Source organism: Alteromonas sp. PRIM-21, assembly GCF_027563165.1.
GTDB classification, from domain to species: domain Bacteria; phylum Pseudomonadota; class Gammaproteobacteria; order Enterobacterales; family Alteromonadaceae; genus Alteromonas; species Alteromonas macleodii_A.
Genome location: NZ_JADOEK010000007.1, coordinates 170,604 through 183,004, shown reverse-complemented (window position 1 = coordinate 183,004; position 12,401 = coordinate 170,604). Strand labels below are relative to the sequence as shown.

At 42.4% G+C, this 12,401-nt stretch carries 11 protein-coding genes; 3 read left to right on the top strand and 8 right to left on the bottom strand.

The window, feature by feature from the left end; all coding sequences use genetic code 11:
* Nucleotides 1–333: 333 nt before the first annotated feature.
* The 3 genes from IW644_RS11850 to IW644_RS11840 form a co-directional block, all read right to left on the bottom strand.
* Nucleotides 334–1,350 (bottom strand): aspartate-semialdehyde dehydrogenase, encoded by a 1,017-nt coding sequence (locus tag IW644_RS11850; RefSeq protein ID WP_179983824.1) that lies wholly within the window; start codon nt 1,348–1,350, stop codon nt 334–336.
* Between the two features lie 29 nt (nt 1,351–1,379).
* Nucleotides 1,380–2,588 (bottom strand): 4-phosphoerythronate dehydrogenase, encoded by a 1,209-nt coding sequence (locus tag IW644_RS11845; RefSeq protein WP_269917783.1) that lies wholly within the window; start codon nt 2,586–2,588, stop codon nt 1,380–1,382.
* 238 nt (nt 2,589–2,826) lie between these two features.
* Nucleotides 2,827–3,582, bottom strand: a complete 756-nt coding sequence (locus IW644_RS11840; protein WP_269917782.1) for a class II aldolase/adducin family protein — start codon at nt 3,580–3,582, stop codon at nt 2,827–2,829.
* A gap of 189 nt (nt 3,583–3,771) precedes the next feature.
* Here IW644_RS11840 and IW644_RS11835 point away from each other — a divergent pair, with 189 nt between their 5' ends.
* Both IW644_RS11835 and IW644_RS11830 read left to right on the top strand, forming a co-directional pair.
* Nucleotides 3,772–4,461, top strand: a complete 690-nt coding sequence (locus IW644_RS11835) for a Crp/Fnr family transcriptional regulator (RefSeq protein WP_269917781.1) — start codon at nt 3,772–3,774, stop codon at nt 4,459–4,461.
* 81 nt (nt 4,462–4,542) lie between these two features.
* Entirely contained in the window at nt 4,543–5,451 is a 909-nt protein-coding gene (locus IW644_RS11830; RefSeq protein WP_269917780.1) for an alpha/beta fold hydrolase, read from the top strand.
* A gap of 507 nt (nt 5,452–5,958) precedes the next feature.
* On the opposite strand, the gene IW644_RS11825 is transcribed toward IW644_RS11830, so the two are convergent.
* The gene (locus tag IW644_RS11825) at nt 5,959–6,189 is read right to left on the bottom strand and encodes a ribbon-helix-helix domain-containing protein (RefSeq protein WP_269917779.1); all 231 of its coding nucleotides are present in this window, start codon (nt 6,187–6,189) and stop codon (nt 5,959–5,961) included.
* A gap of 284 nt (nt 6,190–6,473) precedes the next feature.
* Entirely contained in the window at nt 6,474–7,076 is a 603-nt protein-coding gene (locus tag IW644_RS11820; RefSeq protein WP_269917778.1) for a Pr6Pr family membrane protein, read from the bottom strand.
* Nucleotides 7,077–7,435: 359 nt separating this feature from the next.
* Here IW644_RS11820 and IW644_RS11815 point away from each other — a divergent pair, with 359 nt between their 5' ends.
* Nucleotides 7,436–9,157, top strand: coding sequence for a serine hydrolase domain-containing protein (locus tag IW644_RS11815; RefSeq protein WP_269917777.1), 1,722 nt, complete (start codon nt 7,436–7,438; stop codon nt 9,155–9,157).
* Nucleotides 9,158–9,277: 120 nt separating this feature from the next.
* On the opposite strand, the gene fabB is transcribed toward IW644_RS11815, so the two are convergent.
* The 3 genes from fabB to IW644_RS11800 form a co-directional block, all read right to left on the bottom strand.
* Nucleotides 9,278–10,492: a beta-ketoacyl-ACP synthase I gene (gene fabB / locus IW644_RS11810; RefSeq protein ID WP_269917776.1), complete on the bottom strand. Its 1,215-nt coding sequence runs from the start codon at nt 10,490–10,492 to the stop codon at nt 9,278–9,280.
* An 82-nt stretch (nt 10,493–10,574) separates the two neighbouring features.
* On the bottom strand, nt 10,575–10,712 hold the full coding sequence (locus tag IW644_RS11805; protein ID WP_269917775.1) for a hypothetical protein: 138 nt from the start codon (nt 10,710–10,712) through the stop codon (nt 10,575–10,577).
* A 72-nt stretch (nt 10,713–10,784) separates the two neighbouring features.
* A complete protein-coding gene (locus IW644_RS11800) occupies nt 10,785–12,350 on the bottom strand; it encodes an AMP-binding protein (protein WP_269917774.1) in 1,566 nt (521 codons plus the stop codon).
* Between the last annotated feature and the right edge of the window lie 51 nt (nt 12,351–12,401).

Below are 12,401 nucleotides of genomic sequence, written 5' to 3'. Positions count from 1 at the left end.
CTGACTGACTATTGTTTTTAACGTTGTTCTGTTCCTAACCCTACAAACTATAAACCAGTTATTAAGGGTGATCTAGTTAGACAGTAGTATTGGTCTAATCTAATGCCTAAAGTTTTTCTAAATGCTGCTTGTTTAATGCCCTTAGATTTATCTTCCCATTGCGTCAAGTACGCCAACTTCGCTACACACATTATCTCTTTTACAGTGCAACAGACGCATTTTTTACATCGCACCAAACACCCTGCTTATTTTGCGTATCGGCAAGCACAGAAAAATGTTTACCTTTTCCTGTGCTTATCCGATTAATCAGAGGCAGAACCTCTGTTGAACCGTTTACAGGTAATCGCGAATTAGCGTTTCAGCAATTTGAATGCTGTTTGTTGCTGCGCCTTTACGGATATTGTCAGAAACTACCCATAAATTTAAGCCACAAGGGTGTGTAATGTCGTTTCTAATTCTGCCCACGTGCACAATGTCGTTACCGCTAGCACTACTAACCTGAGTTGGGAACTGCTCATTTCCGTCGTACACGGTAACACCTGGTGCATCGGCTAGAAGCTCTTTAACATGCTGTGCATCTATCGGAGAACGTGTTTCTAAGTGAATTGCTTCCGCATGACCGTAAAATACAGGCACACGTACCGCAGTAGCGTTTACCAAAATACTTTGGTCACCCATGATTTTTTGGGTTTCCCACAGCATTTTCATTTCTTCTTTGGTGTAGTCGTTATCTTGGAAAACGTCGATTTGAGGGATAACGTTAAAGGCAATTTGTCGACTAAATGACTCTGACTTCACTTCACGCGCATTTAGCAAACCCGCAGTTTGTTTAGCCAGCTCTTCCATGGCTTCTTTACCTGCGCCAGACACTGACTGGTAGGTACACACGTTAATACGGTCAATACCAACAGCTTCTTGGATTGGTTGAAGAGCTACTAACATTTGAATTGTTGAGCAGTTTGGGTTCGCAATTATGTTTCTATTGCGGAACTCTGCCAGTGCATGCGCGTTAACTTCTGGCACTACAAGAGGGATATCAGGCTCGTAACGAAACTCTGAAGTATTGTCGATTACAATACAGCCTTCTTCTGCTGCTAGCGGCGCAAATTTTGCTGAGATACTTCCACCGGCTGAGAAAAAACCTAATTGTACTAATGACCAATCGAAGTCGTCAGCATCTAATACTTCAATGTCTTCGCCTTTAAACGATACAGTACTACCAGCTGAACGTTTACTGGCAAGCGGATACAAACGGTTTACCGGAAAGTCTCGCTCTTCTAATAGTTCAATCATGGTTTGGCCCACTAAACCAGTGGCGCCAAGTACCGCTACGTCAAACGCTTGCGACATAATGCTTTATGCTCCTAATAAAAAAATATCTAAACCAGACTAACGGAAAAGCCTAGTTTGGTGAAAGTGTTTTGAATTTGTTTGCTGGTGTTCTTTGGCAATTGTAACGCATAGGCGCTGCACTCGCGACGTACTCTATATTGTTTGCGCAGTGCAGAAAACGTATTCGCTACATCAGATTTCGTCTTTTCGTTATTTTTTGATGTTGATGGAAAAGCGTTTCGCGTTATTTCGTCATCAATAGCGACATCGTACACCTTGTGAAATACCGCAGTAAGATCTTCAACCGATAAGCGAGATGCTTCTGGCGATGCTAACTCAGCGTTTATTGGGTTGGTCTTATCTAGAAAGTCGCTGAGCTCTTTATCTGGTGCTGTACCCACTACCTCACAAATTTGCTCGTAAATCATTTGTGTACCGCGCACTTTGCCTTCTACAGAGTGACCCGCAATATGTGGCGTAACGAACCAAACATGGTCAAATAGCGCTGTGTTTATTGTGGGCTCATTATCAAATACATCGAGCACCACCGTTGGCGCCTGTTCTTGTTGAAGCAGGTTAAGTAGCGCTTCTTCATCTATAACCTCACCCCGACATGCATTGATAAGCAGCTGGTCAGGCGATAATGCTTCAAGAAAAGTTTTGTCGATCATCTGATACGTGGGATATTCACCGCCTTTAATATAAGGCACGTGAAGGGAAATAACGTCGCACTTTGCGATTTGTGCTAAATCTACAAACGACTGACCGTTGTGCTGTGTTTTACCAGTACTTGCTAACGCTTGTTGTAGCGGAGGGTCGTACAAGCAGTGTTTAACATCAATTGCCGTTAAAATACGTGATAGCGCACTTCCCACGTTACCGGCCCCTACTATACCTACTGTCGCATCGTATAAGTCGAGCTTTTGGGCTTTTTGTGCATGTAATAAAACACTTAATACGTACTCAGCAACTGCCACGGCATTACACCCTGCTGCGCTGCTATGGGCAATACAGACCTTGTCTAGATGTATTTTATCTAGATGATTGGTTCCTGCCGTTGCTGTGGTAACAAACTTAAGCTTGTTAGCGTTCGTTAACAGTTCATGGGTAACCTTGGTGGTAGAACGCAGCGCAAGAATATCAACATCGCACAACATCTCTGGCACAAGAGACTGCCAAGCATAGGTTTCAACTTGACCTACGCTGTTAAGGTAATCTTTGCCGAAAGGAATGGTATCTTCAAGAAGTATTTTCATGACGCTAAGTGTACCTTAAGTTAGGCTTTTAGTAACCTAGCGCCCTTAATTTACTTGCTTTTAATTGGCTTTAATTTACGTCATTTAATACAGGTTTGGCTGCAATATTTAAGATAAGGCCGAAGTACAAACAATCTGTTTAAAACGATAGCTTTTAAGATAAGAGCTATTAGGCTAGTTTTTTTGCCTACCTCACCATTGTAGAGCTTTCTGTTAGATAACGTTTAACTTCAAACCATTACTTATCGTATCCAGGGAAGCGACGCTCAACACGACGTTTAATGCCCGGCCACGCCAGTGACCCACCCGCTTGCCTGGTAACTTGCTCGGCTTGAGCGCGAATACCCTCTAGAATTGCCGAGTGAATTGGAATCAACGGCTTACCTGTAGCCTGGGCTTTTAGCTGAATTTCACAAGCGCGCTGCATAATAAACATAAACAAAAAGGCATCTGGAATATTATCAGCACAGGTTAAAAGCCCGTGATTGCGCAATATCATAAATTGAGTATCGCCAAGGTCGCGAACCAGCCGTGCTTTTTCTTCTGGGTTTAGCGCCACGCCTTCGTAGGCATGATAAGAAAGGGACGCCAGTGGAAAAAGGGACTGCTGCGAGTAAGGCTGTAGCCCGTCCTCTAAAATGGAAACCGCCACACCTTCTGTCGTGTGCAAATGCAAAACGCATTTGGCATCGTCACGTGCTTCATGAACTGCGCTGTGAATAGTAAAACCTGCAGGGTTAATATCGTACTCACTTTCCATTACTTTGTTACCGTGCAAATCAACTTTTACCAAACTCGATGCAGTAACCTCATCAAACATTAAACCGTAAGGGTTAATTAAAAAATGATGGTCAGGCCCTGGTACACGAGCGGAAATGTGAGTAAAAATAAGGTCATCCCACCCATACATAGCAACCGCACGGTAACACGCGGCAAGGTCAACACGGGTTTGCCATTCTTCACTGCTTACCTTCGACTTTACTGAATCTGTCATAGCTTTACTCTTTTTATAACTAAAATGATTCCATTGAGATTTGTCGTTTTTGGTTTGTCAGCCCCTTTCTGAAGGCTCCTCACCTTAAGCGCTTCAATGAAACTTCCATTTACTTTCTCTTAGCGCTTACATTACGCGCAGTAATTGCTATACACTGTCGGATATACGACATTGTAAGTAATTTGTTAAATGGAAAAATTTAAACCTGTTCTGGCTGGCTCTACTTGGTTTAGCGCGATCCCTTCTTATTTACAGGAAGCTATGTTCGAAAAGATGCGCCTTAAGCACTTAAAAGCAGGACAGCAATTGCATGCCAAAGGTGAAGACGGCGCAGGTTTTTATGGTGTGTGCGAAGGCCGCTTAAGAGTCGTGACCGTGGGAGTAGACGGCCGCGAAATGCTATTTGCGTTGCTGGGGCCCGGCACCTGGTTTGGTGAAATATCAATGTTTGACGACCTCCCTCGTACCCACGACAACTTCTGTGAGACAAACTCCACCGTCGCTATTATTCAAAAAAACGCGTTTAAGGCATTACTTGAACAGTACCCAGAACTGTATCCGCATTTTACTCGCCTTTTATGCACGCGAGTGCGCAGTGCATTTCAATTTATTGACTCAAGCGCAGGGCTTAGCCTTAAACACCAGCTGGTGAAACGGCTATTAATGCTTACCACCAGCTATGGCCAGCATTTACCTAAAAACAACGCGATTACACTTACGCTTTCGCAGGAGTCTTTGGCGCAAATGATAAATAGCAGTAGGCAAACGGTTAATCAGCTTTTAGGTGAGCTTGAAAGTGAAGGTTTACTGAAACGCCATTATGGGAAAATCACTATTCCCGAGCCAGATACTTTATTTAGTCGTTACCAGTTTATTTGACCGAAATAATTAGCTGAATCGCTCAAGAGTTTGTGGAATATTACTAAAAGCGCAAAAGCGCAAAGAAAAGGAAAGTTCGCATTGAAAATTTTATCTGCCAGCATAGTTTTGCTTTTCATGGTTGGTTTTGTTTATCAGTCATATTCAAGCTATGTCGATTCCACCTCTTTTGACAAGCGTGGAGAAATGATAGATATCGGTGGCTATAACCTGTATGTCGAGGACATTGGAACAGGAAAAGTTACCGTAATTTTTGATGCTGGTATGGGTGATGACTCATCAGTCTGGAACAAAGTAGCAGAGGAAGTCTCACAGTTTTCTCGGGTTATTACCTATGACAGAGCTGGACTTGGGTGGAGTGAGGAAAGCCCGCACGATAGAGACAGTAAAGTCATTGTCGCTGAACTTCACTCGGTTCTAGAAAAAAAAGACATTACTGGACCAATAATCCTTGTAGGCCATTCATTTGGCGGGGTAAACATGCAACGCTATGCCCTCACCTATCCCGAATATATAGCCGCTTTGGTGTTGGTAGACTCTGCCCATGAAGATCAGATAAATAAAATGCCTCAGGCAAGCTTTCTTCAAAAATACCTTTTCAAATTTGGAATGTGGGCAGCCCCTGTCGGTATTCCCAGATTGTATCTTTCCAACACTAATCCAGAAGAAAAAGCCAAAAAAAGTACAACCAAACATCAATATACCAGCTTAGATGAAGCCGAATACTTTCCAACAAGCCTTAGTGAATTAAGTGAATTAACGCCTAACTTTGGCAATTTGCCTTTGGTGGTTGTTGCGCGAAATAAAGCGTCTTCTGAAATCGATAATACAAAAACTAGAGATTTAGTATGGGCGACTTTGCAGGAAGACGTTGCCACTCGCTCTACCAATAGCACAATCATTTTTTCAGGGGAACGTCAGCATTCTATTCACAAAAGGCAGCCAGAAATAGTTGTTGAAGCAATTCAAAAGTTAGCTGAAAACCTTTAACTAATACAAGAATTCCGCTATGGAATGCCTTGTAGTAATTTTCCGAAAACTTAGTAATAACACAGTAGCCCTTTACTAATATTAGGGTGAGCTTGCGGTTTTACTTAGTTAGATATGGATTTGTACGTGACGTAATGTATTGAGCGGTGCAACTTCGTTTCCGTCTTTAAGGTCTGCCAAAAAAGAGGAGCGGACACCGAGTTTTGTTTGTTGGCTTGATTTAGAGCCATTCAATGATGTCTTGCCCACCCAGAATTGCCATTATCTCAACTTCAACACCATTGTATCGATAGTAAATACTGTCTGAGCCATAAGCGCAGCGTCTATACCCCTGTCGAATATGGTCAACTGATTGATATGCCGATGGATCACTCGCAACTTTTTCAAATGTCTAAAAAAACCTTCGAAATACTTATCTGCTTGGAGTTCGCCAAATTCTACAAATCCATATGTATAAATACGCCTAAGATCCTTTTTTGCATTCAGCGATAGCTTGTAGCTTTCCCTTTATCTTTTTAACTCAGCCTTAAATTCTTTCAGCATATCTTCAGGCGATTGTTCAATGAATCCACTTCTCTCTGCACTGACGAGCTTTTGATTTATTTCCTCAGCACGTCTGGCCCGGCCAATCAAATCATTCACGAGTTCACTTTTGTTTGCATATTCTCGCGTATCTTCAACATGACTCTTGAGCCACGCATCATTTTTTTCAGTCAGAGTAATACTTTGACGAGGCATGACATTTACTCCAATAGACATCACTGGTGCAGTATTACACCAGACTTAGTTAAATGTCAGCATTTGATAATTGAGAGATAATAAAAGCCGAAATTATCACAGGCAACTTAAGTGGCTGGTAAATGTACGCAGCCGAAGAATAGTCTTTTCTGGCAACTACAGACAAACAGCAGACCTTCTCCCCCACACCAATGGTCTATAACGCGTGGGCTAAAATTAGAAACGATGTGACATAGCCATGTATTAGCTTCCCAACAATCAGAACAAGTGGCTAAAGTGAACTATTAGAACTTGCCAAGCGTTTTCCCTAAAAATATAAATAGAGCGCCGCCAACGAGAAGGCTTATAGATAATATTAATCCATTTAATAAAACTCTATTAAGCCCTAACGTTTGAACATTTGTAAATTCGTAAGGGTAAAATTCTGTCCATTTCCCATGAGACATTGTGTAGGCGGCATAAGTCAGCGGAAAAATGAGCCAATAGCCTAAATTAGAGTATTGAAGCTGCGTTTTTTCTACAAAGAATAACCAGTAGGAAAGTGTGACTACTGGTGTAACGGCATGGACTAATAAGTCTGAAATACGTTCAAACAATGAGAGTTTAAGCCACCCATAGATAAGGTAGTTAGCAATTCCAACTGTAACTATATAAAAAGTAATTGCAGTAGCTACATTAGGGTTTTTAGCAAACTGAGTGACTGAATGCTCAGGCCAAAAAGACAAAGCTGCGAACCAAATTAAAACAAGAAGGTTCGAAAGTGTTGTGTAATAGCTAAAATATTTCCAGACGACAACGCCTATGCTGTCGTGGCCTCGTTTCCTAATTTCTCTTATAAGGCTAATTATTAAGGCCAATGCTGTAATTAAAAAAAGAACAAAATCCATTTAAAGTCCTTTCGAAGAAAGAAGGTTTTAACAAATAAATAAGGCTCAAGTATCAAACTAGTCGACCTCTAAAAAAAGGTAAAACTGCTTTTTTAGGCCAACTGATACTAAATAAATTCGTTATAAACTTAGTATATTTAGCAAATGATAGGAAATAGCAACCAAGTCAAAGTGAAAAGAATAAGTACTAAGGCACTTTTGTCAGTGGGTAGTTAATAGAAAATATGTTTGCCTACAAATTCAAACAACTTTACTCTAACCTTTGCCTGTAAATAGCTTTTACGTTTTTCTGCAGCGTATTGAAGTTTGCTCTTCATCGGAAAAATATTGAAAATAAGTGATAACAAGGAATCGTTATAATGTCTAATTTTGCAGCCCGTCTAGTGGTTGGTTTTCTGCTATTGATTGGTTTATTCGCCTGCCAACCATCTTCAAAACCTGAAAAGCCTCTAAATATTCCTTCACAACAAACTATCGAGTTTGACCGACTATTTACCCAATTCGATGATATTGATAAGCCAGGGGCCTCAGTTGCAGTTCTGCAGGGTGGAGAGATTATATTTTCAAAAGGTTATGGTAGTGCAAACCTAGAATACGATATACCTGTTACGCCAGAAACTATGTTTCACGTTGCATCTGTATCCAAGCAATTTACCGTATTCGCCATTCTTCTACTTGCAGAAGAAGGTGAGTTAAATTTCGATGATGACATACGACAATACATTCCAGAAGTGCCAGACTTTGGTCACACTATAACTTTACGACACTTAGCATCACATACAAGCGGCATGCGAGATCAATGGAATTTGTTGCGTATGGCTGGTTGGCGATTAGATGACGTAATCACTACCGAACACGTACTAAAAATAGTAGCCCGACAAAAAGAGCTAAACTTCAAACCGGGAGAAGAGTTTCTGTACTCAAATACCGGGTTTACACTATTAGCAGAGGTTGTTGCACGGGTTAGCGGTAAATCTTTTGCTCAATTCACACAAGAAAGGCTGTTCACGCCATTGAATATGAGTAACAGCTTGTTTTATGACGACCATCAGAAGATCGTTAGCAATAGGGCCTACTCATACGAGCTCGATGGTAATGCTTACAAAAAAAGTGTGTTGAACTTTTCAAATGTTGGTGCAACCAGTTTGTTTACGACCGCAGAAGATCTGCTGAAATGGTCAGCTAATTTCACCGAACCGACTGTGGGTAGCCCTGCTATAATCGAGCAAATGAATACCCTTGCGTCCTTAAACAATGGAGAAACATTTGGTGGCGCATATGGGCAATTTATTAGCCATTACAAAGGTACCAAATATATTCAGCATAGCGGTGGAGACGCAGGATTTCGTTCGTATTTAGCTCGATTTCCTAAACAAAATTTAGCGATAGCAATATTAAATAATGGCGCAGATGCAAGGCCATGGGAATTGGCTCTACAAATTGCTGACAGGCTTTTGAAGAAAGACAACCCTCCCCCTCAGAATGCGATTGCTAACGCATTTTTGGAGTCGATCTCACCTAAACAAATAACTGATTCTATTGAGTTAGATGAAGAGACACTCAATGCCTATGTGGGCCACTATTGGCATGAACCAGAAGCGTACTCACGAGAGATATATTTAGAAAACGGTAAGCTAATGTATTCAAGAGGCCAAGATGATGTAAGCGAACTCGCTCCTATCAGCGAAAACACCTTCAAAATGCTGAATGTTGAGGGAGAGATTTATGTTGAATTTACTAAAAATGACGAAAAAAGCTTAATGACAGTGCGGGTAGACAATATCGATACGTATGTGTCGGTTGGCTATACACCAGTCAAAATAACCAAAACCTGGTTATCGCAATTCGCCGGCAGTTACTTCAGCCCTGAACTTTCTTCCACTTATCACTTTTCACCAGAAAATAAACAGCTGAAAATTTCTCATCACCGTCTAAGCGACCATTATGTTGCGCCAGTCAAAGGTGACTTTTTTAGCTCACAAGTTGGCGATATCCTATTCGAGCGCGATGTTAACGGTGAGGTGAATGGCTTCAGGATATCTAACGGTCGTGTTCGGAATCTTTATTTTAGAAAGCTATAGGTATCTACAATAATAAAGGGCGTAAACACAAACACCCACGGTGCTCAGGTTTACGCCCTTTTGTTTTATTGAAACTTCTTAACTGAAGTTAAAAAAGCTTACTGGTTCAAGCGGTTTTAATTAACCATTATAACGCTGCATAACCAGCGTTGCGTTAGTGCCGCCAAAGCCAAAGCTGTTAGACATCACTGTGTTTAGCGTTGCTTCACGTGCTTCGGTAACAATATCTAAGCCTTGCGCTGCATCGTCCAGCGTGTCGATGTTGATTGATGGCGCGATAAAGTTATTTTCCATCATCAACAAGCTATAGATAGCTTCGTTTACACCCGCTGCACCTAGTGCGTGACCTGTCAGAGACTTTGTTGCACTAATAGGTACGCCCGCTTGGCCAAACACTTCTTGAATCGCCGCAAGTTCTTTCACATCGCCTACAGGCGTAGACGTGCCGTGGGTGTTCAAGTAATCGATTGGAGCATCGATATTTTGCATTGCCATCTTCATACAACGAATCGCGCCTTCACCCGATGGCGCAACCATGTCGAAACCGTCTGATGTAGCGCCGTAACCTACTACCTCGCCGTAGATTTTTGCGCCGCGTGCTAGTGCGTGCTCAAGTTCTTCAACAACGACCATACCACCGCCGCCAGAACTTACAAAGCCGTCACGTGCTGCGTCATAAGTACGTGATGCCACAGCTGGAATATCGTTATATTTGGAGCTTAGTGCGCCCATAGCGTCGAACTGGCTTGATAGTGACCAATGTAGCTCTTCACCGCCACCTGCGAATACTACGTCTTGCTTACCAAGCTGAATAAGCTCTAGCGCATTACCAATACAGTGCGCACTGGTTGCACATGCAGAGGCAATTGAATAGTTCACGCCGCGAATTTTAAACGGTGTGGCTAAGCAAGCTGATACCGTAGACGCCATACAGCGAGGAACCATGTATGGGCCTACACGTTTAACGCCCTTTTCGCGAAGAATATCAGCAGAAAGCACTTGGTTTTCAGAAGACGCGCCACCTGAGCCTGCGATAATACCTGTGCGCTCGTTTGAAATGTCACTCTCTTCTAAACCAGAGTCTGCAATGGCTTGCTGCATTGCCACGTATGCATAGCCTGCTGCATCGCCCATAAAACGCATTGCTTTACGGTCGATGTGCTCTTTTAAATCAATATCAATGTCGCCCCAAACTTGGCTGCGAAGGCCCATTTCGGCGAACTGTTCTGAAAATGTAATTCCAGACTTACCCGCTTTTAGTGAAGCAAGTACGTCTTCTTTATTTACGCCGATGCTTGATACGATACCAAGACCGGTGATAACTGCTCTTCTCATAGTTTACCCTTTGCGTTGTTGCGGCTTATGGTAACGATTTTGAATGGTAAAGTGGTCTGCTCTGCCATCTGCTATACTCAAATTAGCCAAACTTCAGCGTTGCAGTATCTGTTTCAATTCTGGGCATATGTTTATAAACAGGTAGTGTCCACTTCCCATCTTTTTCGTTTTCGCCGTCTAAGTCTAAAATTTCTTGTTCTGAATAATTCCAATGTAGCACGAATGCACAGGGTCATGACTAGCGTTAATTTATACCTTCACAAAACCTTCAAAATAGCTTTAGTGGTTTCTTTTATTGACTAAATTGAGCTCTAAGTTTGTTCTTAAATATTTTACCCGTATCTTCTCTGGGCAGAGCATCGTGTATTTGCAACATTTTAGGCCACTTGAACCGCGCTAGCTTGCCACCTAAATACCCGTGTAGCGTATCAATAGAAAGCGTATTGCCGGATGAGCATTGAACAGCCACCACGACTTTTTCGCCATACTCAGCATCAGGCACACCGAATACCGCACAGTCTGCAACCTCAGGCATTTCTATGATGACGCTCTCTATTTCAGCAGGAAATATATTGGCGCCACCTGAGATGATCATGTCTTTTTTTCTATCGCAAATATATAAGTAACCATCTTCATCCACATAACCCATATCGCCTAATGTTGTGAATTCACCAGCGTGCAAGTCACTCGAAGCGCCCGTAGTATTGGTATATTTGAATGGCGCGAACATAGAAAGATGCGCGTATATAACGCCAATGTCCCCTACTTCACACGCCTCTTTATTGTCGCTCAGTATTTTAATTGCAGCACCGGGAATGGGCTTGCCCACTGAATTAGGCTTAGCTAATGCCTCTGGAGATGAGATTAAGGTCATAAAGCCCAATTCACTAGCGCCATAAGATTCATAGAAAATTGGACCAAACCAGTTAATCATTGCTTCTTTCACATCGCTTGGCAGTGCGGACCCGGTTGATAAGGCGAAACGCAAACTTGAAGTGTCGTATTTGCTTCTTATCGACTCGGGCAGTTTAAGTAGCCTCACCATCATAGTGGGAACAATGTAAGCGTGGGTCAGTTTAAACTGCTCTATGTCTTGTAAAAAGCGTTCGGGGTCAAATTGAGGCTCAATGTATACATCAATATTACCCGCTGCTAAACAGCAGAGCGTAAGCGCATGAGGTGCACTGTGATAAAGCGGTGCAGATACGAAAAAGCGATCGCCTTCCGACAATTGCATTAACGCTTCAGAGAGACCTTTGAATATTAAATAAGGATCAGGACGTGTTAAGTCTTCATCGCGCTTAATGCCTTTAGGTTTTCCTGTACTGCCCGACGTGTACGGAAACATGCCCTTAAAGCGTTTTGGCGGTTTACTGTAGCGCTTTGCGTTTGGGGCAGCTAATAGCGTATCAAGGCACTGATACTTTTCTCCATTTTTCGGCTCTGATGCTAACAGTGAATTATCTAAAAGGTGATAGCGCTCTAAAATGCTGTCCGGCGTTTTAATCGTGTATATCACTGCCAAGGTGGGAACGAGTGACAATGATTGGAGGTCATTCTCCCCCTTTAACAAATCGCGATGAGCGAACAGCACTTTAGCACCGCAGTCGTCCAGAATAGGCAAAAGTTCGACAGTGGGGCTGTGCCAATTAAGTAAAACATAGCGCGAACCCACATATCGGCATGCCTCTACTATTTCGAATATATCGACGTGGTTTCGCATAAAAATGGCTACCACATCGTTTTCTTTTACATCTTGCTCAGCAAGTGCATGCGCGATGATACGTGCACGATCATCCATTTCGTCTCTTGTGCGTTTGCAAATGCTTTGACCACATTGGTGAAACACGCTCGCCATATCTTCTCCCTGAACAATCTTCAATAGACTTACGGTCAAACTTAACAAATT